The sequence below is a fragment of the Bacillus sp. FSL R5-0447 genome, from assembly GCF_038606125.1.
Taxonomy (GTDB): domain Bacteria; phylum Bacillota; class Bacilli; order Bacillales; family Bacillaceae; genus Bacillus; species Bacillus velezensis.
Genome location: NZ_CP152012.1, coordinates 2849935 through 2873931, shown reverse-complemented (window position 1 = coordinate 2873931; position 23997 = coordinate 2849935). Strand labels below are relative to the sequence as shown.

Annotated in this window: 25 protein-coding genes and 1 other annotated feature; of the genes, 20 read left to right on the top strand and 5 right to left on the bottom strand. The window is 47.3% G+C overall.

Translation table 11 applies throughout. From position 1 onward, the window contains the following. Nucleotides 1-38 precede the first annotated feature (38 nt). Nucleotides 39-1307: a replication-associated recombination protein A gene (locus NYE68_RS14365; protein WP_324636589.1), complete on the bottom strand. Its 1269-nt coding sequence runs from the start codon at nucleotides 1305-1307 to the stop codon at nucleotides 39-41. 194 nt (nucleotides 1308-1501) lie between these two features. Between NYE68_RS14365 and cymR the strand changes: the two genes are divergently transcribed. The 8 genes from cymR (at nucleotide 1502) to NYE68_RS14325 (ending at nucleotide 8267) form a co-directional block, all read left to right on the top strand. Further along, nucleotides 1502-1918, top strand: a complete 417-nt coding sequence (gene cymR / locus NYE68_RS14360; RefSeq protein WP_003152730.1) for a cysteine metabolism transcriptional regulator CymR — start codon at nucleotides 1502-1504, stop codon at nucleotides 1916-1918. A gap of 18 nt (nucleotides 1919-1936) precedes the next feature. Next, complete coding sequence (locus tag NYE68_RS14355) at nucleotides 1937-3076, top strand: cysteine desulfurase family protein (protein WP_007612815.1); 1140 nt, start codon at nucleotides 1937-1939, stop codon at nucleotides 3074-3076. A 36-nt stretch (nucleotides 3077-3112) separates the two neighbouring features. Continuing rightward, entirely contained in the window at nucleotides 3113-4228 is a 1116-nt protein-coding gene (gene mnmA / locus NYE68_RS14350) for a tRNA 2-thiouridine(34) synthase MnmA (RefSeq protein WP_012118077.1), read from the top strand. A gap of 57 nt (nucleotides 4229-4285) precedes the next feature. Continuing rightward, nucleotides 4286-4936, top strand: a complete 651-nt coding sequence (locus NYE68_RS14345) for a tetratricopeptide repeat protein (protein ID WP_007408203.1) — start codon at nucleotides 4286-4288, stop codon at nucleotides 4934-4936. Between the two features lie 18 nt (nucleotides 4937-4954). After that, entirely contained in the window at nucleotides 4955-7333 is a 2379-nt protein-coding gene (locus NYE68_RS14340) for an ATP-dependent RecD-like DNA helicase (RefSeq protein ID WP_324636594.1), read from the top strand. A gap of 118 nt (nucleotides 7334-7451) precedes the next feature. Then, a complete protein-coding gene (locus NYE68_RS14335) occupies nucleotides 7452-7910 on the top strand; it encodes a PRC-barrel domain-containing protein (RefSeq protein WP_007408205.1) in 459 nt (152 codons plus the stop codon). A 12-nt stretch (nucleotides 7911-7922) separates the two neighbouring features. After that, nucleotides 7923-8114, top strand: coding sequence for a hypothetical protein (locus tag NYE68_RS14330; RefSeq protein WP_003152738.1), 192 nt, complete (start codon nucleotides 7923-7925; stop codon nucleotides 8112-8114). Between the two features lie 21 nt (nucleotides 8115-8135). Further along, complete coding sequence (locus tag NYE68_RS14325) at nucleotides 8136-8267, top strand: YrzQ family protein (protein WP_003152741.1); 132 nt, start codon at nucleotides 8136-8138, stop codon at nucleotides 8265-8267. A 35-nt stretch (nucleotides 8268-8302) separates the two neighbouring features. On the opposite strand, the gene NYE68_RS14320 is transcribed toward NYE68_RS14325, so the two are convergent. The 4 genes from NYE68_RS14320 to NYE68_RS14305 are packed head-to-tail and all read right to left on the bottom strand — an operon-like array spanning nucleotide 8303 to nucleotide 11261. Further along, nucleotides 8303-8959, bottom strand: a complete 657-nt coding sequence (locus tag NYE68_RS14320; RefSeq protein WP_012118075.1) for an amino acid ABC transporter permease — start codon at nucleotides 8957-8959, stop codon at nucleotides 8303-8305. A gap of 18 nt (nucleotides 8960-8977) precedes the next feature. Then, nucleotides 8978-9628, bottom strand: coding sequence for an amino acid ABC transporter permease (locus NYE68_RS14315; protein WP_007408207.1), 651 nt, complete (start codon nucleotides 9626-9628; stop codon nucleotides 8978-8980). Nucleotides 9629-9684: 56 nt separating this feature from the next. Next, on the bottom strand, nucleotides 9685-10512 hold the full coding sequence (locus NYE68_RS14310) for a transporter substrate-binding domain-containing protein (RefSeq protein ID WP_324636598.1): 828 nt from the start codon (nucleotides 10510-10512) through the stop codon (nucleotides 9685-9687). 20 nt (nucleotides 10513-10532) lie between these two features. Beyond that, entirely contained in the window at nucleotides 10533-11261 is a 729-nt protein-coding gene (locus NYE68_RS14305; RefSeq protein WP_324636600.1) for an amino acid ABC transporter ATP-binding protein, read from the bottom strand. 218 nt (nucleotides 11262-11479) lie between these two features. Here NYE68_RS14305 and NYE68_RS14300 point away from each other — a divergent pair, with 218 nt between their 5' ends. The 12 genes from NYE68_RS14300 (at nucleotide 11480) to NYE68_RS14245 (ending at nucleotide 23985) form a co-directional block, all read left to right on the top strand. Further along, nucleotides 11480-12541: an AI-2E family transporter gene (locus NYE68_RS14300; RefSeq protein ID WP_033574169.1), complete on the top strand. Its 1062-nt coding sequence runs from the start codon at nucleotides 11480-11482 to the stop codon at nucleotides 12539-12541. A 43-nt stretch (nucleotides 12542-12584) separates the two neighbouring features. Further along, nucleotides 12585-12792, top strand: a binding site (T-box leader). Between the two features lie 80 nt (nucleotides 12793-12872). After that, nucleotides 12873-15509 carry an alanine--tRNA ligase gene (gene alaS, locus NYE68_RS14295; RefSeq protein WP_069473521.1) on the top strand — a complete coding sequence of 879 codons (2637 nt, stop codon included), beginning with the start codon at nucleotides 12873-12875 and terminating at the stop codon, nucleotides 15507-15509. A gap of 84 nt (nucleotides 15510-15593) precedes the next feature. Further along, nucleotides 15594-15860, top strand: coding sequence for an IreB family regulatory phosphoprotein (locus NYE68_RS14290; protein ID WP_003152749.1), 267 nt, complete (start codon nucleotides 15594-15596; stop codon nucleotides 15858-15860). 8 nt (nucleotides 15861-15868) lie between these two features. Continuing rightward, nucleotides 15869-16285: a Holliday junction resolvase RuvX gene (gene ruvX, locus NYE68_RS14285; RefSeq protein ID WP_003152750.1), complete on the top strand. Its 417-nt coding sequence runs from the start codon at nucleotides 15869-15871 to the stop codon at nucleotides 16283-16285. 12 nt (nucleotides 16286-16297) lie between these two features. Further along, nucleotides 16298-16579, top strand: coding sequence for a DUF1292 domain-containing protein (locus tag NYE68_RS14280; RefSeq protein ID WP_003152751.1), 282 nt, complete (start codon nucleotides 16298-16300; stop codon nucleotides 16577-16579). Between the two features lie 110 nt (nucleotides 16580-16689). After that, a complete protein-coding gene (gene mltG, locus NYE68_RS14275; RefSeq protein ID WP_053573165.1) occupies nucleotides 16690-17781 on the top strand; it encodes an endolytic transglycosylase MltG in 1092 nt (363 codons plus the stop codon). A 151-nt stretch (nucleotides 17782-17932) separates the two neighbouring features. Continuing rightward, nucleotides 17933-18586 carry an O-methyltransferase gene (locus tag NYE68_RS14270; RefSeq protein WP_174747042.1) on the top strand — a complete coding sequence of 218 codons (654 nt, stop codon included), beginning with the start codon at nucleotides 17933-17935 and terminating at the stop codon, nucleotides 18584-18586. Between the two features lie 6 nt (nucleotides 18587-18592). Next, nucleotides 18593-19522, top strand: coding sequence for a peptidase U32 family protein (locus NYE68_RS14265; protein ID WP_007408214.1), 930 nt, complete (start codon nucleotides 18593-18595; stop codon nucleotides 19520-19522). Nucleotides 19523-19539: 17 nt separating this feature from the next. Further along, on the top strand, nucleotides 19540-20808 hold the full coding sequence (locus NYE68_RS14260; RefSeq protein WP_174747043.1) for a U32 family peptidase: 1269 nt from the start codon (nucleotides 19540-19542) through the stop codon (nucleotides 20806-20808). A 6-nt stretch (nucleotides 20809-20814) separates the two neighbouring features. Further along, on the top strand, nucleotides 20815-21450 hold the full coding sequence (udk, locus tag NYE68_RS14255; protein ID WP_003152763.1) for a uridine kinase: 636 nt from the start codon (nucleotides 20815-20817) through the stop codon (nucleotides 21448-21450). A 253-nt stretch (nucleotides 21451-21703) separates the two neighbouring features. Further along, the gene (gene greA / locus NYE68_RS14250) at nucleotides 21704-22177 is read left to right on the top strand and encodes a transcription elongation factor GreA (protein ID WP_003152766.1); all 474 of its coding nucleotides are present in this window, start codon (nucleotides 21704-21706) and stop codon (nucleotides 22175-22177) included. Between the two features lie 53 nt (nucleotides 22178-22230). After that, nucleotides 22231-23985: a penicillin-binding protein 2 gene (locus NYE68_RS14245; RefSeq protein WP_174747044.1), complete on the top strand. Its 1755-nt coding sequence runs from the start codon at nucleotides 22231-22233 to the stop codon at nucleotides 23983-23985. Nucleotides 23986-23997 lie beyond the last annotated feature (12 nt).

Genomic DNA, 23997 nt, shown 5'->3' with positions numbered 1-23997 from the left:
CAAAAAAGACAAGAACACATAGGGTGTCCTTGGTCCGGTTATTTTTTCTGCTTCATCAGTTTTTCATACACTTGCTTTATGGCGGCTTCAAATTTCCCCGTTTGTTTCGGTTTATAGTATTGCTTGTTTTTTAACGGATCAGGCAAATATTGCTGTTCGACCCATCCGTTCTCGAAATCGTGAGGATATTGATAGCCGATCCCGCGTCCGAGCTCTTGGGCCCCTTTATAGTGGGCGTCTTTTAAATGTTTCGGCACATCGCCGATTTTACCCGTCTTGATGTCTTTGAGCGCCTCATCAACGGCTGAGATGGCGGAGTTTGATTTTGGCGAGAGGCATAATTCGATTACCGCATTGGCCAGCGGAATTCTCGCTTCCGGAAAGCCGATCCGTTCTGCGGTCTGAATCGCGCTCAGCACCCGGGGGCCTGCCTGCGGGCTTGCGAGGCCGATATCTTCATAGGCGATCACGAGAAGCCTTCTTGATATGCTTTCAAGGTCGCCGGCTTCGATCAGACGGGCCAGATAATGAAGGGCGGCGTTTGCGTCCGAGCCTCGGATCGATTTTTGGAAGGCGGATAAGACGTCATAATGCGCATCGCCGTTTTTATCATGAGTATAGCTTTTTTTCTGCAGACATTCTTCCGCCGTCTCCCGTGTAATCCGGATCGTGCCGTCGCTTGATTCCTTTGTGGAGAGCACGGCAAGCTCCAGTGCGTTCAAAGCGGAGCGGACGTCTCCTCCGCACCCTTGCGCGAAATGATCCATCGCGTCGTCGTCCACCGAAACGCTGTAGGAACCGAGTCCCCGGTGTTCATCTGTGAGCGCTCTTTCCAATGCCTGCTTGATCAGATCGGGTGTTAACGGTTCAAGCTCGAAGATCTGGGTCCGGCTTCTGATGGCCGGGTTAATGGCATGATAAGGGTTGGCGGTCGTCGCGCCGATTAAAATAATCATGCCGTTTTCTAAATAGGGCAGCAGAAAATCCTGCTTTCCCTTATCAAGCCTGTGCACTTCGTCAAGGATTAAAATGACCTGGCCTGACATTTTCGCTTCCTGTACGACAATCTCCATGTCTTTTTTATTATGAATGACGGCATTCAATTTCCTGAATGCGATGCTTGTCGATCCTGCGATCGCTGTGGCGATGGACGTTTTTCCGATGCCCGGCGGCCCGTACAGGATCATGGATGATAAGTGCTTTGCACGCACCATTCTGCCGATGATTTTATCTTCTTTGACCAAATGTTCCTGGCCGATAATGTCTTCGATATTGGCAGGCCGCATCCGATACGCCAATGGTTTCATGAACATCTCTCCTTACATATACAGGGTAACGGAAAACGGACGATTAGAAAAGCGAATTGCGGCGGGCCCCGTGTTTCAATGAAAATTAGGATAAGTTATGTTATAATAACAGTTGGTCTATAAGATACTAAACAGATTATTCATATCCATTTACTTGTATAAATTAACAATTAGAATTGACTGGGGTGTTCATATTGAAAATATCGACAAAGGGAAGATACGGGCTCACCATTATGATTGAATTGGCGAAAAAGCACGGAGACGGTCCGACGTCGCTCAAAAGCATCGCCCAAACAAACAGCCTTTCTGAGCATTACTTGGAACAGCTTGTATCACCGCTCAGAAACGCCGGACTCGTAAAAAGCATCAGAGGCGCTTACGGGGGGTACGTACTCGGGGGCCAGCCTGAAGAGATAACGGCCGGAGATATTATCAGAGTGCTGGAAGGGCCGATCAGCCCGGTAGAAGTGCTTGAGGATGAAGAGCCTGCCAAGCGGGAGTTATGGATCCGCATCCGCGACGCTGTAAAAGACGTGCTGGACAGCACGACGTTAGAAGACCTTGCGAGCTACACGGACGGCGAGCAGGAAGCTTATATGTTCTATATTTAAACCAGAGGTGTACAGACAATGGAACGGATTTATTTAGATCATGCCGCGACTTCCCCGATGGATGAGCGTGTGCTCGAAGAGATGAAGCCCCATTTCTTCGGCAGTTTCGGCAACCCGTCAAGCATTCATTCATTCGGGAGAGAATCCCGGAAATGGGTCGATGAAGCGAGAGCGGACATCGCGCGCGAAATCAGTGCGAAAGAACAGGAAATTATTTTCACAAGCGGCGGCACGGAGGCTGATAATTTAGCGATTTTCGGAACGGCTGCCGCCCGGAAGAATGAAGGAAAGCATATCATTACGACCGCTGTTGAGCATCATGCTGTATTGCACGCCTGCGAAAAGCTGGAAGAAGACGGCTTTGAGGTGACATACCTCATCCCCGGCCCTTCAGGACGGATCAGTGCAAATCAGGTGAAAGAAGCGCTCCGTGATGATACAATCCTTGTTACCGTCATGTATGGCAATAACGAAGTCGGAACCATTCAGCCGATTGACGAAATCGGAGAGCTGTTAAGCGGGCATCAGGCCTATTTTCACACAGATGCCGTCCAGGCATTCGGTTATATGCCGATTGACGTGAAAAAAAGCAGAATTGACATGCTGTCTGTTTCCGGTCACAAGCTTAACGGGCCTAAAGGGACAGGCTTTTTATATGTAAATCAAGAGGTGAAGCTGTCACCGATTCTTCTCGGGGGAGAGCAGGAACGAAAGCGCCGCGCGGGGACGGAAAATGTACCGGGCATCGCCGGCTTAAAAGAAGCGGTCGTCCTTTCAAACCGTGAGAGGGAAGAGAAAACAGCGAAGTATAAGGAGTTTAAGAACATTATCATGAGCACGCTGGAAAAATCCGGCGTCACAGCGGAGGTGAACGGAGATGCCGAGAAATGCCTGCCTCATATTTTAAACCTTTACTTTCCCGGTGTGCCGGTGGAAGCGCTGCTGGTCAATCTTGACATGGAAGGCATTGCCGTCTCCAGCGGATCTGCTTGTACGGCGGGATCCGTTCTTCCGTCCCATGTGCTTACGGCCATGTTCGGAAGTGAGAGCGGCAGGCTGACTTCGTCAATCCGCCTCAGCTTCGGCCTCGGCAATACGGCGGAACAAATCGAAACAGCCGCCGAAAAGCTTGCCGCCGTCGTTAAACGGCTTGCTTAAAACGGCGGACTTACGTTTTTAATGGAGTGAATGCAAATGGAAAAACGGCCGGAGGATACAAGAGTCGTAGTCGGCATGTCCGGCGGCGTGGACTCTTCCGTGGCGGCCCTTCTGCTGAAGGAGCAGGGCTACGATGTAATCGGAATCTTTATGAAAAACTGGGATGATACGGACGAAAATGGTTTTTGCACGGCGACGGAAGATTATGAAGACGTCATCCGGGTCTGCAACCAAATCGGAATTCCGTATTATGCCGTCAATTTTGAGAAGCAATATTGGGAAAAGGTATTTCAATATTTCCTTGATGAATATAAAGCCGGAAGAACCCCCAATCCGGATGTCATGTGCAATAAAGAAATTAAGTTTAAGGCTTTCTTGGATCATGCTCTGTCACTCGGCGCGGATTATCTTGCGACGGGCCATTACGCCCGCGTGGACAGAAGCGCAGGTACAGTGCGCATGCTCCGCGGTCTGGATGAAAACAAGGACCAGACTTATTTTCTGAATCAGCTCAATCAGGAACAGCTCAGCAAAGTCATGTTCCCGATCGGTGATCTGCAAAAAAGCCGCGTGCGGGAAATCGCCAAAGAAGCGGAACTTGCGACAGCTGCGAAAAAAGACAGCACGGGAATCTGCTTTATCGGCGAACGCAACTTCAAAACGTTTCTCAGCCAATATCTCCCCGCTCAGCCGGGCGATATGATGACAATGGACGGAGAAGTAAAAGGGCGTCATGACGGTCTGATGTATTATACAATCGGACAGCGCCACGGTCTTGGAATCGGCGGAAGCGGCGAGCCGTGGTTCGCCGTCGGTAAAGATCTTGAAAAAAACATTCTGTATGTTGATCAAGGATTCCATAATCCGCTTCTGTATTCTGATAAGATCACGGCGACAAATGTCAGCTGGACGCGTCCCGGTCTGATGGACGGCGGCGAAATGACATGCACGGCGAAATTCCGCTACCGTCAGGAAGATCACAAAGTAACGGTGAAAATGACGGGTGATGATGAAGCGGAAGTCATTTTTGACGGGCAGGTACGCGCCGTTACGCCGGGACAAGCCGTCGTTTTTTATGACGGAGAAGAGTGCCTCGGCGGCGGAACGATAGATGACGTTTATAAAGACGGAACAAAACTGTGGTACGTATAACACATGTAAAAAACCTCAACTCGCATGTTGGGGTTTTTTAGCGAAAGGAAGTTAAAAATGGATTATAATAAAATCGGGATTGACGCCATGCAGGAGGGCGATTTTGAAAAAGCGGCAGAGGCTTTTACGAAAGCGATTGAGGAAAACGGCCAAGATCCGGTGCCATATATCAACTTCGCAAATCTGCTTTCTTCTGTGAACGAACTCGAACGGGCGCTTGCATTCTATAACAGAGCGCTCGAATTGGACAATTCGGCGGCAGCCGCTTATTACGGTGCGGGAAACGTATATGTGATGAAAGAATCGTTTTCCGAAGCGAAGGATATGTTTGAAAAAGCGCTTCGCTCCGGAATGGAAAACGGAGATTTGTTTTATATGCTGGGGACCGTTCTCGTTAAATTAGAGCGGCCGAAGCTTGCACTGCCATATTTGCAGCGTGCCGTTGAATTAAACGAAAATGACACGGAAGCACGCTTCCAGTTCGGAATGTGCCTCGCAAACGAAGAAATGCTGGATGAAGCTCTGGCGCAGTTTGAGACGGTGATCGAGCAGGACCCAAGCCACGCGGACGCATTTTATAATGCCGGGGTCGCTTACGCGTACAAAGAAAATCGTGAAAAGGCGCTTGAGATGCTGGAAGGCGCAATCGGCATACAGCCTGATCATATGCTTGCGCTTCATGCGAAACAGCTTATCACCCAGTCATAACAAAAGGAGGGAAGGCTCGTGGATCAGCTGAACATCGAGGAACAGCCGTATGTAAAAGGCGTCATTCATACGGTCATTTATCATAATGACACCAACCTGTATACAGTGCTGAAAGTCAAGGTTGCAGAAACGTCTGAGGCGATCGAAGACAAGGTCGTATCCGTAACGGGCTACTTCCCTCTGCTGCAAGAAGATGAGACCTACACATTTTACGGAAAAACCGCCACGCATCCTAAGTTCGGCCTGCAATTTCAGGCTGAGCACTTTAAAAAAGAAATTCCGACCACAAAAGAAGGGATCATTCACTATTTATCAAGTGATCTGTTTGAAGGAATCGGAAAAAAAACGGCGGAAGAAATCGTCAAAAAGCTCGGAGATGGCGCGCTCAATAAAATTCTGACGGATGCGTCGGTGCTTTACGATGTGCCGAAAATGTCGAAAAAGAAAGCGGATAAGCTTGCCGGAGAGCTGCAGCGGCATCAGGGGCTTGAGCAGATTATGATCTCTCTGAACCAATACGGTTTCGGGCCTCAGCTATCCATGAAAATATATCAGGCCTACGAAACGGAAACACTGGAGAAAATTCAGGAAAATCCTTATCAGCTTGTAAAAGACGTTGAAGGCATCGGCTTTGTGAAAGCTGACGAGCTGGGCGGAAAAATGGGTCTGTCAGGAAACCACCCGGAGCGGATCAAAGCGGCTATCTTATATACAATTGAATCGACCTGTCTTTCAGAGGGCCATACGTACATAGAAACAAAGCAGCTGATAATCAATACGCAAACGCTCCTGAATCAGTCAGCTGAAGGCGGCCGCGTCACGGAAATGGATGCGGCTGACGGCATCATCGCCCTCGGGGAGAGTAAGGATATCGTCATAGAAGGAGAACGCTGCTATTTTCCGTCCTTGTTTTACGCCGAACAAAATGTCGCAAAACGCGTGCTCGACATTGCGGCTCAGACGGAGTATGCCGATCAATTTCCTGAATCGGAATTTCTGCTTGCACTCGGTGAACTGGAAGAACGGATGAATGTTCAATACGCACCAAGCCAAAAGGATGCCATTCAAAAAGCGCTGTCTTCACCGATGCTTTTACTGACCGGAGGACCTGGGACGGGGAAAACGACCGTTATTAAAGGAATCGTGGAATTATACAGTGAACTGCACGGAGTATCGCTTGACCCCGGTGATTATAAAAAAGACGAGGCGTTCCCGGTGCTGCTTGCCGCGCCGACGGGAAGAGCCGCAAAACGGATGAGCGAATCTACGGGTCTGCCGGCTGTTACGATACACAGGCTGCTCGGCTGGAATGGCGCTGAAGGCTTTACCTACAATGAAGATCAGCCGATAGAAGGGAAACTGATCATTATAGACGAAGCGAGTATGCTCGATATCTGGCTCGCCAGCCATTTGTTTAAGGCGCTTCCTAAGCACATTCAGCTCATTGTCGTCGGTGATGAAGACCAGCTTCCTTCAGTAGGACCGGGGCAGGTGCTCAGAGACCTTTTGGCTTCTGAGGTGCTGCCGACCGTGCGCCTGACAGATATTTACCGTCAGGCTGAAGGATCATCCATTGTGGAACTTGCGCATGATATGAAAAAAGGACTGCTTCCGAAGGGGCTGACCGCGCCGACTAAGGACCGCTCATTTATCCGCTGTAATTCTTCACAGATTAAAGAAGTCGTGGATCAGGTCGTCTCGAACGCGTTAAAAAAGGGGTATACCTCCAGGGATATTCAAGTGCTTGCCCCGATGTACAGGGGAAAAGCGGGAATTAACGAGCTGAATATGCTTCTTCAAGACATCATGAATCCGCCGAAAGAAAAAAGGCGGGAGCTGAAATTCGGTGATGTCGTCTACAGGACGGGCGATAAAATATTACAGCTTGTCAACCAGCCGGAAAACAATGTGTTTAACGGCGATATTGGCGAAATCGTATCCATTTTTTATGCCAAAGAAAATACGGAAAAAGAAGACATGGTCGTCGTCTCATTTGACGGCAACGAAATCACCTTTACGAAAAAGGATTTCAGCCAGTTTACCCACGCTTACTGCTGTTCGATTCATAAGTCGCAGGGGAGCGAATTCCCGATTGTCGTCCTGCCTGTCGTCAAAGGCTACTATCGAATGCTCAGGAGAAATCTGCTTTATACCGCCATAACAAGGGCGAAAAAATTTCTGATTCTTTGCGGAGAAGAAGAAGCGCTTGAATGGGGCGTCAAAAACAATGATGCCACCGTCAGACAGACGTCGCTTAGAAACAGGCTCACAGAGCAGAATGAAGAGATGGATGCAGAACTGGCCGCCCTGCAAAAAGAGCTGCCGTTCAGTGTATATGATGCGAACATCGGAATGGAAGGCATCACGCCGTTTGACTTTATGGAAGAAAAAGCGTAAATAAAACCCGGAGCATAAACATGCGCCGGGTTTTCGCCTGTGGAAGTCATTTCAAAGTATGCTGCCCGGCTTCTTGGCAAAACCTATACGTGTTCAACAAAAGGTGGTTGATCACACTTTGAGAACATGCCATGCAGCTGAAGGACGAACAGTATATGACGAAAACACCGGGCGCAGTCTCGGGATGATATCGGATGTATGTTTCTCTCTGGACGGCCGGTTTCTCGGTTTCGTGCTGGAGCAGAAACGCCTGTTTCATAACCGCCATCTTTTTTTAGAGGCAAGTGATATAAAAGAGATGGATCAAGAAGCCGTAGCTGCCGGTCATGCTCATTTGCAGCCTTTGCCGAAGAGCTGTTTCACCTTTGAACAGATTAAGATGCAGCCGGTGAAATCGCCTGATGGTGAAATGTTCGGTTTGCTGGAAGATGTATACTTTTGTTTGGACAGGGGCATAATCGTAGCATATGAACTCTCGGACGGCTTCTTTTCAGATCTGGCTGGCAGACGCCAAGTGCGCCGCGCCGCCGATACGCTTATTGAAGCGGGGAAAGAAGGCATCGTCCTGAACGGATAAGAGGTGTAGTCTGTGCTTGTATGTCCGAACTGCAAAAGTAAAGATATCGGCAAAATCGGCGTAAACCAATACTATTGCTGGGGCTGCTTCATTGAGCTGACGGTGGCCAAAGGCAAAATTGCGACACATCAAGTAGAGGAAGACGGCACGTTAAGCAGTCTTGATGATTTGTTTTCTGAAGACGAACGCAGTATCAATTTTTAAAGTTGAAAGGAGATACGCGCGATGGGCAGAACAATGACCTCTCTGTTGGCTTTAGGAGCTGGAGCCGTTATGTATCGTATGGCTTCTCAGTCCGATATGCTGAATAAAAAAGGTATGAAACGGATGAGAAGACGAGTCATGAAAATGTTTTAAGCAGAAAAAAGGATACTTCTCCGGAAGTATCCTTTTTACGTTTGTCTCGCTTCCAGCCGTCTGGCTGCGAGAGACAGGCAGTAATTGACCGCGAAATACATCAGGGCCGCCAGTAGAAAGATCGGGAAAAAATATCCCCCGTCAGCGCTTTGTCCGTTTAAAATCTGCGCGTTATGAATCAGTTCGGGCAGAGCGATGACGACCGCAAGTGACGTATCCTTTAATAAGGAGATAAACTGGCTCACAATCGGAGGAACCATACGCCTGAGCGCCTGCGGCATGACGACGAGAAAAAGAGTCTGCGTGTACGTCAGTCCTGAAGAACGCGCCGCTTCAATCTGTCCTTTGTCAACGGATTGCAAACCGCTTCTGATGATTTCTGACAGCATGGCCGATTCAAAAATCGTCAGCGCCGTGATGGCGGCCGCGGTAATTTCCAGTTTGATCCCGATTTCCGGAAGGGCAAAAAACGTAAAGAAAATGATTAATAACAGCGGCAGGTTGCGGATGGTTTCCACAATGGCCGCTATAATGCCCGAGACGATAGGAATTTTCGCATAGCGCAAAGTGCCGGCGGCAAGCCCGAAAATAAAACTCAGGACAATGGAGATCAGCGCAACATAAAGTGTGACCAAAAAGCCATCCCATAAAAACAGCAGATGGTCAGGTGTATAGGCGCCGCTAAAATCCATGTTTTCCACTCTCCTTCTCTAATAACTCTTTCCGAGACGTCTTTCCAAATAGTGAACCCCGATGCTGAGCGGGATCGTTACTATCAAATAAAAAAGCGCGACGAAAATATAGACATCAAACACGACAAGAGTGCTTGAGGAAACGAGATCCGCCTGATACATCAAATCGAGTCCCGCCACCACTCCGAGTATTGATGAGTTTTTGACAAGGTTGAGAAATTGGTTTCCGAGCGGGGGAATCACGATCTTTACGGCCTGAGGAAGAATGACGTATCTCATCGCCTGACTGTAGGTGAAGCCTGACGATCTGGCCGCTTCCATCTGCCCTTTGGAGACAGTCTGAATTCCGGCTCTGATGGCTTCTGCGATAAAGGCGGACGTGTATATCGTCAGCGCAATCGTTCCCGCCTGAAAGCCGTCCAGTCTCAGCCCGGCGTTCGGAAGTCCGAAATAAAAAACGAATGTGATGAGGAGAAGCGGGATGTTCCGGATAAATTCCACATACGCAGTGCCGATCCATTGAAGGGGTTTGAAAGCCGTGATTCTCATGACTGCGATCAGAACGCCCAGCGCAAAGCTGCCTGCCAGCGCGATGAAGCTCGCAAGCAATGTGTGCAGGAAACCGTCCATATACATATCGAAGTTTTCCGTTAAAATTGAAAAGTTCATCTATGTCACTCCTTATAAAACGGGGATGAGCATGCCTGCTCATCCCGCGGTCCTTTCTATTTTGCCGGTTCTTCTTTAATCCATTTTTTATAGATTTTTTCGTACCTGCCGTCGGCTTTCATTTTTTTCAAAGAGGCGTTGATTTCCTTGATGAGTTCGGATTGGCCTTTTTTGACGGCGATTCCGTAAGGTTCATCGGTGAAGGTTTCGCCTGTCAGCTGATATTGTTTATTTTCATCTGCCATGCCGTATAAAATCGCATTATCGGTTGTGAGCGCATCTCCCTGTCCCGCTTTAAGCGCAGTGAACGCTTCGGCGTAATTTTCAAATTCCAGCACTGAGGCGTCAGGCGCTTTTTCTCTGATGTTTTGTGAGGAAGTAGAGCCTTTTACCGCCAATACTTTTGAGCCTTTTCCCAGGTCTTCGGTGCTTTTGATGCTGCTTCCTTTTTTGACGAGCAGGGATTGCCCGGCTTCAAAATAAACATCTGAGAAATCAACTTCTTTTTTCCGCTCATCCGTTATCGTCATCGTGGCGGTGATAGCGTCGATATCGCCGTTTTGCAGCATCGGAATTCTCGTTTTTGACGTTACTTCTTTAAATTCCGCTTTCTTCTCATCCCCCAGAATATCTTTTGCGAGCTGTTTTGAGATATCAATATCGAAGCCTTCAATATCACCGGAGCTTGGGTTTTTCAGCCCGAATAACCTCGTGTCGGTTTTGACGCCGAAGATGATTTTGTCTCTGTCTTTAATAGAGGCTAACGTGTCTTTTCCCGTTCCTTTTGAATCTCCGGACGTTTCTTTCCCTCCGCAGGCGGCCAGCATAAAGACGGCCAGCAGTGATATCAATCCGAATGACAGCCATTTTGTTACGCGTGACATAAGCGCTCCTCCGTTTCTTTTCAGTGATTTAAAATACGGCTTAAGAATAAACGCGCCCTCTCTTCACGGGGGCTTTCGTAAAATTCAGCCGGTGCAGCTTCTTCTAAGATGGCTCCGCCGTCGATAAACACGATGCGGTCCGCCACTTCTTTTGCGAATCCCATTTCATGTGTGACGACTGCCATGGTCATGCCTTCCTTTGCGAGTGTTTTCATGACATCCAGCACTTCCCCGATCATTTCCGGATCAAGCGCAGATGTGGGTTCATCAAACAGCATAATTTCGGGCTTCATCGCAAGCCCCCTGGCGATGGCGACACGCTGCTGCTGGCCGCCGGAAAGCTGTGAAGGATAAGCGTCCGCTTTTTCCGGTATACCGACTTTTTTCAAATAGAATAAGGCCGTTTCTTTTGCTTCTTCTTTTGATTGCTTAAGTACTTTGATCGGTGCGAGCATGATGTTTTGCAGAACGGTTTTGTGCGGGTACAGATGAAAATGCTGGAACACCATGCCGATATTGCGGCGGACCTTATTTATATCCGTTTTCTTGTCATGGATGGAGACGCCGTTTACCGTTAAGGCGCCTCCATCAACTGTTTCCAGCTGATTAATGCAGCGGAGAAGCGTGCTTTTTCCCGATCCTGAAGGTCCGATGATAACGACGACTTCCCCTTTTTTAATGTGCAGATTAATGTTTTTCAGCACGTGGAAATGTCCGTAGTGCTTATTTACATCCTGAAATGAAATCATGGCCAACCTCCTTAAAAAACATGAGTCATATTGACTGGACAGTTTTAAAACCCCTTAACACATTACGATAGTTATACAGATTTTTATGAATATTATTTAGATTATTTCGTAATTTCTGATAATTGTTTCCGTCAAGAGGTCTGTGTCATAAGGCGGAGTTTATGAAACGGGAATAATTCCGGCTTTCTGTCAAAAGATAAAGCAAGAGGTGAAACGTCATGCTTCAAAAACCGCTGCAGCTCTTAATGTGGACGGCTGTATGTCTGCTCGTTTTGTTAACAGTGTATGTCTTTTGCATGCTCGATATGTTATGGTCTCCCATTTGGCTTGTTATAAAATCTCTCTTTATTCCTATATTCATTGCAGTATTTATTGCTTATCTTTTACTTCCGATTACTGAATGGCTTCATAGAAAAGGGATGCCTAGAACTTTAAGCCTGCTTCTGATTTATTGCCTGTTTTTCGGCGGAATCGGCTGGGGGGGTTATAAAGGGGTTCCTGTTTTAATTGAACAGCTGCAGGATCTGTCTGAGAGCATTCCAGGTCTTGCCAAAAACTACAACAGCATGCTGAAGCATCTGCATAATCACACGGATCATTGGCCTGACGGCATGCACCATCGAATGGACAAAATGATTCAGCAGACAGAAACGTTTCTTGCCGGCACGATTGAAAGCACGATTAGAAGCATCCGTTTCGTGCTTGATTATATCCTGATCGCGGCGACGATTCCTTTTCTCGTGTTCTATATGGTGAAGGATATAGACGTCATGAAAAAGACAGTCTGGTATTTGACGCCGAAGTCCTGGAGAAAAAGGGGGAGTGAATTTCTGCGGGATGTGGACGACTCTCTCGGTGATTACATCCGCGGTCAGCTTCTCGTTTGTTTTTTGCTCGGGTTAATAGCCGGCGTTTCATTTTGGCTGTTCGGGCTTCCTTACCCGCTGATTTTGGGTCTTGCCATCGGGATTACGAATGTCATCCCGTATTTCGGTCCGTTTATCGGCGCTGTGCCGGCGCTGCTCCTTTCGCTGGCGATTTCTGCTAAAGCTGTGATCATCGTAATCGTCACGATTTTTATTCTGCAATTTATAGAAGGAAACATTTTGAGCCCGCTTATTGTCGGGCGCAGTCTCAGAATGCACCCCGTCGTGATCATGCTGGCGCTCCTTGCCGGAGGAGAGCTCGCTGGCATTCCCGGCATGATTCTCGCTGTTCCGGCGGCAGCCGTTTTAAAAGTGACGGCCATACACTTTTTGCGGATCAGGACGGAACATTGACATTCGGGTTCTGCTTGTCTATAATTTCGAGTAGAATACATACGAATCTCGAGTGACGGATATGAGTACGCCGAAGCCCTGTTTAAGAGAGAAGCTCCGATACGCTGAAAGGAGCTTCAGCAGAAGATCGGCCGAAGCTAATCCTGAGTGCAGTTAAAGGCTGCCGCAGTCCTGCGTTACGGGATGAAAGGTGACAGGCCTTTTTCGGCCTGTAATCAGGGTGGTACCGCGAGACAGCTCTCGTCCCTGTGTGAACGCATGGTTTGCATAGGGAGAGAGCTTTTTTGCTGTCGCAAAAGAGAATTTCGGGTAGTGATAAGGAGGAATATAGATGAAACACTTAACTTCTGCTGAAGTGCGTCAAATGTTTTTAGATTTCTTTAAAGAAAAAGGCCATGCCGTTGAACCGAGCGCCTCATTGGTTCCGCATGAAGATCCGTCTTTATTATGGATCAACAGCGGCGTTGCGACGCTGAAAAAATACTTTGACGGCCGCGTTGTGCCGGAGAATCCGAGAATTGTAAACGCGCAAAAATCAATCCGCACAAATGATATTGAAAATGTGGGGAAAACGGCGCGCCACCACACGTTCTTTGAGATGCTCGGAAATTTTTCCATCGGTGATTATTTTAAAGAAGAAGCCATCACGTGGGCTTGGGAGTTTTTAACGAGCGAAAAGTGGATCGGCTTTGATCCGGAGCTGCTGTCTGTAACGGTTCACCCTGAGGATGAAGAAGCTTATACGCTATGGGCGGAAAAAATCGGCGTTCCGGAAGAAAGAATCATCCGTCTGGAAGGGAACTTCTGGGATATCGGCGAAGGCCCGAGCGGACCGAATACAGAAATTTTCTATGACCGCGGCGAGAAATACGGCAATGATCCGTCAGATTCTGAATTGTATCCGGGCGGCGAAAATGACCGCTATCTTGAAGTGTGGAACCTGGTATTCTCAGAGTTCAACCACAACCCGGACGGCACGTACACACCGCTTCCGAAGAAAAACATTGATACGGGCATGGGGCTTGAACGGATGGTCTCCGTGATTCAGGACGTCCCGACAAACTTTGACACTGATTTGTTTATGCCGATTATTGAAGCAACAGAGCGTATTTCCGGAGATACTTACGGAAAGGATGCAGTGAAGGATACGGCCTTTAAAGTGATCGCCGATCATATCAGAACGGTCGCATTTGCGGTAAGCGACGGAGCTCTGCCGTCAAATGAAGGGCGCGGGTATGTACTGAGACGCCTCTTGCGCCGGGCGGTGCGATACGCGAAAACCATCGGTATCAGCCGTCCGTTTATGTACGAGCTGGTTCCGACTGTTGCAGGAATTATGGACGCTTTCTATCCGGAGGTGAAAGAAAAGCAAGAGTTTATCGCCAAAGTCATCAAAACGGAGGAAGAGCGCTTCCATGAAACATTAAACGAAGGTCTGGCCATTTTATCCGACGTGATAAAGAAAGAGAAGGAAAAAGGCAGCGGCATCATCTCCGGAAAAGACGTATTCAAACTGTACGATACGTACGGATTCCCGGTTGAATTGACGGAGGAATACGCGGAAGATGAGCAAATGAAGGTTGACCATAAAGGCTTTGAAGCCGAAATGGAAAAACAGCGTGAACGGGCGAGAAATGCGCGCCAAGATGTAGGAAGCATGCAGGTGCAGGGCGGCGCATTGCGCGACATTACCGCAGAAAGCACATTTGTCGGCTACAGTGCCGTAAAAGCTGAAGCGAAGGTGATCGAGCTTCTTCATGACGGGCAATTAATCAGCGAGGCGCATGAAGGGGATACCGTCCAAATTCTTCTTGACAAAACGCCTTTCTATGCTGAAAGCGGCGGACAGATCGGTGACAGAGGAGTGCTGAGAAGCGAGCAGGCTGTCGTAACCATTAAGGACGTGAAAAAAGCTCCGAACGGTCAGCATGTACACGAAGGCACGGTGGATAGCGGCACGATTCAAAAAGGCGCAAGCGTGACGGCTGAAGTTGAAGATCAAATGAGAAGCGGCGTGGTGAAAAACCATACAGCAACCCACCTTCTGCACCAGGCGCTGAAAGACGTTCTCGGCACACATGTCAACCAAGCGGGTTCACTCGTTACCGAAAATCGTCTGCGTTTTGACTTCTCTCATTTCGGTCAAGTGACAAAAGAAGAACTTGAACGCATTGAAGGAATCGTCAACGAAAAAATCTGGGAGAGCATTCCGGTAGCGATTGATTTGAAACCGATCAATGAAGCGAAAGAAATGGGCGCGATGGCCCTGTTCGGCGAGAAATACGGCGATATCGTCCGCGTCGTACAAGTCGGAGATTACAGCCTTGAGCTTTGCGGCGGATGCCATGTCACGAATACGGCTGAAATCGGCCTGTTTAAAATCGTATCCGAATCAGGGATCGGCGCAGGGACGCGAAGAATTGAAGCCGTAACAGGAAAAGGCGCTTATCAGGAAATGAACAGCCAGCTCAGCCTTCTGCAGCACGCTGCGGACGAGCTGAAATCAAACGTAAAAGACGTACCGAAGCGAATTCAATCTCTTCAAGCGGAGTTGAAGGAAGCGCAAAGAGAAAATGAATCATTGCTCAGCAAACTTGGCAATGTAGAAGCCGGAGCCATTCTGTCTAAAGTAAAAGACATCGGCGGCGTAAAAGTGCTGGCTGAAAAAGTAAATGCGAAAGACATGAACCACCTTCGCACTATGGTGGATGATCTGAAAGCGAAGCTCGGTTCTGCGGTCATCATTCTCGGCGCCGTGCAAAATGAGAAAGTCAACCTTTCAGCAGGCGTGACGAAAGACCTGATCGAAAAAGGCCTTCATGCCGGCAAAATGGTCAAACAAGCGGCTGAAGTCTGCGGAGGCGGAGGCGGAGGCCGTCCGGACATGGCGCAGGCCGGCGGAAAGCAGCCTGAAAAATTGGAAGAGGCGCTCGCATCTGCGGAAGATTGGATAAAATCCGTTTTATAATCCTTTCAACTAGTGTAGAATGATGATAAGATGAGGATCTCAGGCTGAACTTTGCCTGCGAATTTGGGAAAGAGGTGCAAAACGGTGAGCTCGTTTGATAAAACGATGAAATTTAATTTCTCCGATGACTCTGCTGAAACAAACGTCGAAGAAGTGCTGATTACGGTATATGATGCGCTTCAGGAAAAGGGGTACAATCCTATCAACCAGATTGTCGGATACTTGCTGTCTGGAGACCCTGCATACATTCCTAGGCATCGCGACGCCCGGAACTTAATTCGCAAACTGGAACGTGACGAATTAATCGAGGAATTGGTAAAATCCTATCTAGAACAGCATAAAGAGGCGTAAATACATTCATGAGAATATTGGGACTTGATCTTGGAACGAAAACACTCGGCGTAGCTTTAAGCGATGAAATGGGCTGGACCGCTCAAGGCATTGAGACGATAAAAATAAACGAGGCTGAAGGAGATTACGGTCTGGACCGTTTATCCGAGCTGATGAAAGACTATAATGTAGAGAAGATCGTGCTCGGTTTTCCGAAAAACATGAACGGGACGATCGGTCCGAGAGGCGAAGCCAGCCAAACATTTGCGAAACTGCTTGAAACAGCGTACAATGTCCCTGTTGTGCTGTGGGACGAGCGTCTGACGACGATGGCGGCTGAAAAAATGCTGATCGCGGCTGACGTCAGCAGGCAAAAACGAAAAAAAGTCATTGATAAAATGGCGGCTGTCATGATCCTTCAAGGATATCTGGACAGTTTAAACTAAGAGGTGAAAAAAATGGAACACGGCGAAAAACACATTACAATTGTCGATGATCAAGGCAACGAACAGCTTTGCGAAGTGCTGTTCACATTTGAAAACGACACATTCAACAAATCTTACGTACTTTATTATCCGATTGATGCTCAAGACGATGATGAAATCGAAATTCACGCTTCAAGCTTCGAACCGAACGAAAACGGTGAAGACGGCGAACTGATGCCGATTGAAACTGATGAAGAGTGGGAAATGATCGAAGAAACGCTGAACACGTTTTTAGCGGAAGAAGACGAAGAATAAAATGAACGGAAAAAGCCGGAGCGCATATGCGCTTCGGCTTTTTTTTGTAATAAATTGCCGAATGCACATGAATCATGTAGTATAAGAGCTGTTGGGAGGAAAATACTTGTATGAATATCAATCAGACTAAACATTCATTTCCGCGTAAAAACAAAAAAACGACGATAATACTGTCCTCCGTGATCGCTCTGCTTATCATCATTTGCGGTGCTTTTTTCTATGGAAAATCTCTGCTGTCTCCGGTTGACAAAGGCAGCAAAACGGCAGTCAATATTAATATTCCGAGCGGTTCTTCCGTTTCGGCAATCGCTGAAATTCTTGAGGATCAGCATGTCATCAAAAGCAAAAAAGCATTTCAGCTGTATGTGAAGTATAAAGGCGCTTCCGGGTTTCAGGCGGGATTTTACCACCTGAATAAAGGAATGGATGCGGATGCGATTATCAAAAAACTGACCGCGGGATCAACGGGATATGCCTTTCAGATCTCCGTTCCTGAAGGAAAACAGCTTACACAGATTGCAGAGGCGATCGCAAAAGAAACATCATATTCTAAAGAAGAGATCATGGCGAAACTGGATGACAAAACATTCATCGGCAAACTGAAGAAACAGTTTCCTGATACGATAACGGACGCGCTTTCAAACAAGAAGCTCAAGCATCCGCTAGAAGGCTATCTGTATCCGGCCACATATCCGTTTAATGATCCGGATGCATCGCTTGACACGATTTTGACGGCAATGGTTCAGGAAACAAACGCCCGTATCGAAACGTATAAATCTGAACTGGAAAAAAAGAAACTTTCCGTTCATAACGCGCTGACAATGGCATCGCTAATTGAAGAAGAAGCCACCGCCAAAGCCGACCGTCACAAAATCGCCAGCGTTTTTTACAACAGGCTCGAAGAAAAAATGCCGCTGCAGACTGACCCGACGGTATTATATGCGGCCGGTAAGCATAAAAGCCGGGTCTACTACAAAGACCTGAAAATTGATTCTCCGTTTAATACGTATAAACATAAGGGGCTGCCGCCGGGACCGATTGCAAATGCCGGTGATTCATCATGGGAAGCGGCTCTCCGCCCTGACAAAACGGATTATCTTTATTTCCTTGCAAAATCAAACGGCGAGGTCGTTTTCACCAAAACATTAAAAGACCATAATAAAGCGAAGGAAAAGTATATTTCCAAAAAAGACAGCGAATAAAAGGAGGGCAAAAGCTCTCCTTTTATTCCATTCTGAAAGGTTTTATGATAAAATATATCGGGTTGTTTACTTATGGATAAAGAAGTGTCTTAAGAGAGTGTCCCCGCGGATTCGTCAGGGGCACTCCTTTTTAGAACGGAGGCTGTTTGCCGTGAATGATCGGTATGAACAAATAAACGAGTATATAAACGCGATGCTGAAGCCTCGGCCTGATAAAGTGAAAAAGCTTGAAGCCTATGCAAAAGAGCACCATGTTCCGATTATGGAAGAAGCGGGCATTGAAGTGCTGCTTCAAATGCTGTCGATTCAACAGGCGAAAAACATTTTGGAAATCGGCGCGGCAATCGGATATTCCGCCATACGGATGGCGCTTGAGCTTCCGGGTGCGAATATTTACACGATTGAACGGGACGACAAACGCTATGAAGAAGCTGTGAACAATATAAAAGACTTTGAAATGGAAAACCGGATTCACGTAATGCACGGGGATGCGCTGGAACTTTCTGAGTCTGTCCGTGTCACGGCTCCTTATGATGCCATTTTTATCGACGCGGCCAAAGGCCAGTACACGAACTTTTTTGAGCTCTATGAACCGATGCTTGCGCCGGATGGAGTCATTTTTACGGACAATGTTCTGTTTAAAGGGCTGGTGGCGCAAAATCACTCGGACATTGAGCCGAAAAGAAGACGGAAGCTTGTTGAAAAAATTGATCAATATAACCAATGGCTGATGGACCGGCCTGACTATCAAACGGTCATACTGCCGGTCGGAGACGGCATCGCCATCAGTAAAAAGAAGAGGTGAAGGATCATGAAAAAACCTGAACTTTTGGTGACTCCGACTTCTGTACAGGATATTCTTCCGCTCATTCAAGCGGGCGCAACGGCCCTGTTGGTCGGAGAACAGAGATACGGCCTGAGACTGGCCGGTGAATTTTCAAGAGAAGATATAAAAGAAGCCGTAAAGACAGCTCATCAGGAAGGCGCGAAAGTGTACGCCGCCGTCAATGCTATTTTTCACAACGAAAAAGTGGACGAGCTGAACGGCTATCTTGCCTTTTTGCAGGAGGCCGGCGTTGATGCGGCTGTTTTCGGTGATCCGGCCGTTTTAATGGCGGCGCGTGAAGCGGCTCCCGAGCTTAAACTGCATTGGAGCACGGAAACAACGGGAACCAACTACTATTCCTGCAATTACTGGGGACGCAAAGGCGCACGGCGGGCAGTGCTGGCTAAGGAATTAAATATGGACAGCATCATTGACATAAAAGAAAACGCCGAAGTGGAAATTGAAATTCAAATCCACGGCATGACGTGCATGTTCCAATCGAAGCGTTCTTTAGTGGGCCATTACTTCGAATACCAGGGTAAAGTCATGGACATCGAACAGAAGAAAAAAGAAGCGGGGATGTTTCTGCATGACAAGGAACGGGGCAATAAATACCCGATTTTTGAAGATGAAAACGGCACGCACATCATGAGCCCGAACGATGTGTGCATGATTGATGAATTAGAGGACCTGATGGACGCCGGCATCGATTCTTTCAAAATCGACGGAGTTTTGAAGTCTCCTGAATACTTAACTGAAGTGACCCGCATGTACAGAGAAGCAATCGATTTGTGCTTCGAAAGCCGAGAGACATACGAAGAGAAAAAAGAGAGCTGGATAGAGCGGATTGAAAGCATTCAGCCTGTGAACAGAAGCATCGACACAGGATTCTTCTTTAAAGAAACGGTCTATTAAAAAGGAGGGTGCAACGGATGACAGCCGTAAATCAAACCATTTCCAAAGTCGTAAACGGAAAACGCGTCATTACGAAAAAACCTGAACTCCTTGCTCCGGCAGGAAACCTTGAAAAATTAAAAATTGCCGTTCATTACGGAGCGGACGCGGTTTTTATCGGAGGACAGGAATACGGACTCCGCTCAAATGCGGATAACTTCTCAATAGAAGAAATCGCAGAGGGCGTAGAATTTGCTAAAAAATACGGGGCAAAAATATATGTGACAACAAACATTTTCGCCCATAATGAAAATATGGACGGTCTGGAAGAATACTTAAAAGCGTTGGGAGAGGCAAAAGTTGCCGGAATTATCGTCGCTGATCCGCTGATTATTGAAACATGCCGGAGAGTGGCCCCGGACGTAGAAATTCACCTCAGTACACAGCAGTCCCTTTCCAACTGGAAAGCGGTGCAGTTCTGGAAAGAAGAAGGGCTTGACCGCGTGGTGCTTGCCCGTGAAACGAGCGGACTGGAAATTAAAGAAATGAAGGAAAAGGTGGATATTGAAATTGAAACCTTTATCCACGGCGCCATGTGTATCGCTTATTCAGGCCGATGCGTGCTGAGCAATCACATGACGGCCCGTGATTCCAACCGCGGCGGCTGCTGTCAGTCCTGCCGCTGGGATTATGACCTGTATCAGACAGACGGTGCAAACGCGGTCGCGCTCTATGACGAAGAAGACGCTCCGTTTGCGATGAGCCCGAAAGATTTAAAACTGATTGAATCCATTCCGCAAATGATCGAGATGGGCATCGACAGCCTGAAAATTGAAGGCCGGATGAAATCGATTCATTACGTTGCGACGGTTGTCAGCGTGTATCGCAAAGTCATCGACGCATACTGCGCTGATCCTGAAAACTTTATCATTCAAAAAGAATGGCTGGATGAGCTGGACAAATGTGCAAACCGGGATACCGCGCCTGCTTTCTTTGAAGGCACGCCCGGGTATGAAGAGCAGATGTTCGGCGAACACGGAAAGAAAACAACATTTGATTTTGCCGGTCTCGTGCTCGCGTATAACGAGGAAACTCAAATGGTGACGCTCCAGCAGCGCAATTTCTTTAAACAAGGTGACGAAGTGGAATTTTTCGGTCCTGAAATCGACAATTTCACATTCACAATCGGCACTATTTGGGACGAAGACGGAAACGAGCTTGATGCTGCCCGCCATCCCCTGCAAATCGTTACATTTAAAGTAGACAAAAAGATTTATCCGAGCAACATGATGAGAAAGGGGAAGTAATCACCAATGGGTAAGAGTCCTGTAGTTATAGGCATCGCAGGAGGTTCCGGATCAGGAAAAACAAGCGTCACCCGTTCCATCTATGAACAGTTTAAAGGACACTCGATTTTAATGATCCAGCAAGACCTTTATTATAAAGACCAAAGCCATCTTCCGTTTGAAGAAAGGCTGAACACAAACTATGATCACCCGCTCGCATTTGATAATGACTATTTAATCGAGCATATTCAAGAGCTTTTGAATTACCGGCCGATAGAAAAGCCGATTTATGATTATAAACTGCATACGCGTTCTGAGGAAACCATTCCGGTTGAGCCGAAGGATGTCATTATTCTGGAAGGCATTCTCGTTCTCGAAGATAAAAGACTTCGCGACCTCATGGATATGAAACTTTATGTCGACACGGACGCGGATCTCCGTATCATCAGACGGATTATGAGAGATATTAACGAAAGAGGCCGCTCGATCGATTCTGTCATTGAGCAGTATGTGTCCGTCGTCAGACCGATGCACAATCAGTTTGTTGAACCGACGAAACGCTACGCGGACATCATTATTCCGGAAGGCGGACAAAACCACGTCGCGATTGATCTGATGGTCACGAAGATTCAAACGATCCTTGAACAAAATGCAATTTTGTAATACCATAGCATAGACATAAATAACTCAGACCATATTATGTATAGGCTGGAAGGGAATGAGACAGTTCCCTTCTTTCCCTGTTTATAAACCGAAACATTTGCAGAAAACACACATTCAGTTTAAGATAAACAGTACCTATATGGGAGAGAAGAACGAGGACTGCCCTGTGTTCTCATTCTTGATTTTTTCGTTTATGCTCTCATACATAATCACACGTTATTGTTGAGGGACAACCACCAAGGAGTGAAGGAACATGGCACAAGAAAAAGTTTTTCCGATGACTCACGAAGGAAAACAAAAACTAGAACAAGAATTAGAGCAATTGAAAACGGTTAAACGTAAAGAAGTAGTAGAACGCATTAAAATCGCAAGAAGCTTCGGAGATCTGTCAGAGAACTCTGAGTATGATTCTGCAAAAGAAGAACAGGCATTTGTGGAAGGGCGCATCACGACGCTTGAAAACATGATCCGCAATGCGAAAATCATCGAGGACGACGGCGGTTCAAATGTAGTCGGTTTGGGAAAAACCGTATCATTCATCGAATTGCCGGACGGTGAAGAAGAATCTTACACGATTGTCGGAAGCGCTGAAGCTGATCCGTTTGAAGGGAAAATTTCAAACGACTCGCCAATCGCCAAAAGCCTGCTCGGCAGAAAAGTGGACGAAGAAGTGACAGTTCAGACGCCGGGCGGAGAAATGCTCGTGAAAATTGTGAAAATTTCATAAGATCCGTTTAACAATGAAACACCTCGTCCAAAATGTGGATGAGGTGTTTTTTTATGATCGTATCAAAAAGGCTGAAAGCGGCCGTGATTTGTTTTCTGCTCGTGTTTTTCTTTCTGCTTGCGAGGCTGGCTGAAATTCAGCTGTTTTTTACAGAATCTTTTTCAAAATCCAATATTAATCTGATTCAGGAAAGCGTCAAGCAGCGGACGGAAGAAGTCCTTATTTCAGACGGACGCGGCTCTTTTCTTGATCGGAACGGCAAAGAACTGACCGGAAAAAAGCAGCCTGCCGTCATACTGTTTCCCTTTCTCGTGACGCAGGATTGGCCGGTTGACCGGGTATCAGACATTCTCGGAATGAAACAGGGGGAGCTCAGGCAGCTGCTCACGGAAGCGAAAAAACCGGTGGTCCTGAACAGCAGAAAAATAAAACATTTGACGAAACAATCCGTGTCAAATATCAATTCTTTGAAATATCCCGGCATTTACGGCGTATATATGAAAGACAGCAAGGAAACAAACATAGCCGCTCATCTGTTGGGCGCGACAAACCAGGACCCTGAGCTTTTGAAAAAGAAATACCCCGGCAGGAAGGAACTGCCGATCACGGCAAAGATCGGGACAAGCGGGATGGAGCGGACGTTTGATGAGTTTTTACTGGCGGATCAGGACACAAAACTTTTGTATCATGTCGACGGAAGGGGAAACCCTTTATTCGGAATGGACGTCAAATATACGGCTGAAGCAAACGCGTTTTATCCGCTGCAAGTCAAAACCTCCATCGACCGCAATATTCAAAAAGCAATGGAAGATGTATTGAAAGACCGCGGGTTAAAAAAGGGGGGAGCCGTCCTTTTAGACATTGAAAAAAGCAGTGTGCTCGGAATGGTATCAAAGCCTGACGCCGACATGTCAAAGCAGCAGACACTGCAAAATTACATGCTGACGCCGATTTATCCGGGATCAGTGTTTAAAACGGTGATCGCCGCAGCCGCAATAGAACAAAACGAAGTGAAGCCGGGCACATCCTTTAACTGCAATCTCAACCTGTACGGAGAGCCGGGGGATGACAAAGGCACGCTCAGTTTTGGAGAAAGCTTTGCTCAAAGCTGCAATTATACGTTTACAAGTCTTGCGGAAAAATTGATCAAAAAAGATGATTCCGTTATTGAAAACATGGCGGAAAAACTCGGTCTCACACAGCGGGCGGGCTGGGAAGGCAAGCTGTACCGGGAAGACGGATTCAGGCAGCTGTATAATGAAAAAAGCGGGGTCATTTGGGGAGTTGACAAAGACAAAACCGTAAAAAAAGCCGTCGCACAGACGGCGATCGGGCAAAAAAACGTGAAAGTCACGCCTCTTGAAGTCGCCAATATGATGGCGGCGATCGCGCGCGGCGGTGAAAAAAAACAAGTCAAAATCGCGGACAAAATTGAATACAAAAACAAAACGACGATGGCGTCATTCAAAGATCAGCCGTTAAAAGGGGAAAACATCGACAAATATACGGCGCAGCAGCTTCAAAAAATTCTCAGAGAAGTCGTCACCTCACCGAAAGGAACCGGCCGAAGGTTTCAGGACCTGCCGTATGAGATAGCAGGCAAATCGGGAACGGCCCAGACGGGAATGTTCACAAAAGAAAAACAGACGCTTTACCACAAATGGTTTGCGGGATACTTTCCCGCGGACAAGCCGAAATACGCTCTCGTGGTGCTGCACATGGACACGCCGGGGGATAAGGCTCTGACAAATACAGTGTTTTATGATATTGTTAAAAAGGTACATGAAAATGAAATAAATCAGACATAGAACAACCGCTCA

Coding starts and splice junctions, on each gene's coding strand:
- NYE68_RS14365 (WP_324636589.1), bottom strand. CDS start 1,307: ATGAAACCATTGGCGTATCGGATGCGGCCTGCCAATATCGAAGACATT.
- NYE68_RS14355 (WP_007612815.1), top strand. CDS start 1,937: ATGGAACGGATTTATTTAGATCATGCCGCGACTTCCCCGATGGATGAG.
- mnmA (WP_012118077.1), top strand. CDS start 3,113: ATGGAAAAACGGCCGGAGGATACAAGAGTCGTAGTCGGCATGTCCGGC.
- NYE68_RS14345 (WP_007408203.1), top strand. CDS start 4,286: ATGGATTATAATAAAATCGGGATTGACGCCATGCAGGAGGGCGATTTT.
- NYE68_RS14325 (WP_003152741.1), top strand. CDS start 8,136: ATGGGCAGAACAATGACCTCTCTGTTGGCTTTAGGAGCTGGAGCCGTT.
- NYE68_RS14320 (WP_012118075.1), bottom strand. CDS start 8,959: ATGGATTTTAGCGGCGCCTATACACCTGACCATCTGCTGTTTTTATGG.
- NYE68_RS14315 (WP_007408207.1), bottom strand. CDS start 9,628: ATGAACTTTTCAATTTTAACGGAAAACTTCGATATGTATATGGACGGT.
- NYE68_RS14310 (WP_324636598.1), bottom strand. CDS start 10,512: ATGTCACGCGTAACAAAATGGCTGTCATTCGGATTGATATCACTGCTG.
- NYE68_RS14305 (WP_324636600.1), bottom strand. CDS start 11,261: ATGATTTCATTTCAGGATGTAAATAAGCACTACGGACATTTCCACGTG.
- NYE68_RS14300 (WP_033574169.1), top strand. CDS start 11,480: ATGCTTCAAAAACCGCTGCAGCTCTTAATGTGGACGGCTGTATGTCTG.
- alaS (WP_069473521.1), top strand. CDS start 12,873: ATGAAACACTTAACTTCTGCTGAAGTGCGTCAAATGTTTTTAGATTTC.
- ruvX (WP_003152750.1), top strand. CDS start 15,869: ATGAGAATATTGGGACTTGATCTTGGAACGAAAACACTCGGCGTAGCT.
- NYE68_RS14280 (WP_003152751.1), top strand. CDS start 16,298: ATGGAACACGGCGAAAAACACATTACAATTGTCGATGATCAAGGCAAC.
- mltG (WP_053573165.1), top strand. CDS start 16,690: ATGAATATCAATCAGACTAAACATTCATTTCCGCGTAAAAACAAAAAA.
- NYE68_RS14265 (WP_007408214.1), top strand. CDS start 18,593: ATGAAAAAACCTGAACTTTTGGTGACTCCGACTTCTGTACAGGATATT.
- NYE68_RS14260 (WP_174747043.1), top strand. CDS start 19,540: ATGACAGCCGTAAATCAAACCATTTCCAAAGTCGTAAACGGAAAACGC.
- udk (WP_003152763.1), top strand. CDS start 20,815: ATGGGTAAGAGTCCTGTAGTTATAGGCATCGCAGGAGGTTCCGGATCA.
- greA (WP_003152766.1), top strand. CDS start 21,704: ATGGCACAAGAAAAAGTTTTTCCGATGACTCACGAAGGAAAACAAAAA.
- NYE68_RS14245 (WP_174747044.1), top strand. CDS start 22,231: ATGATCGTATCAAAAAGGCTGAAAGCGGCCGTGATTTGTTTTCTGCTC.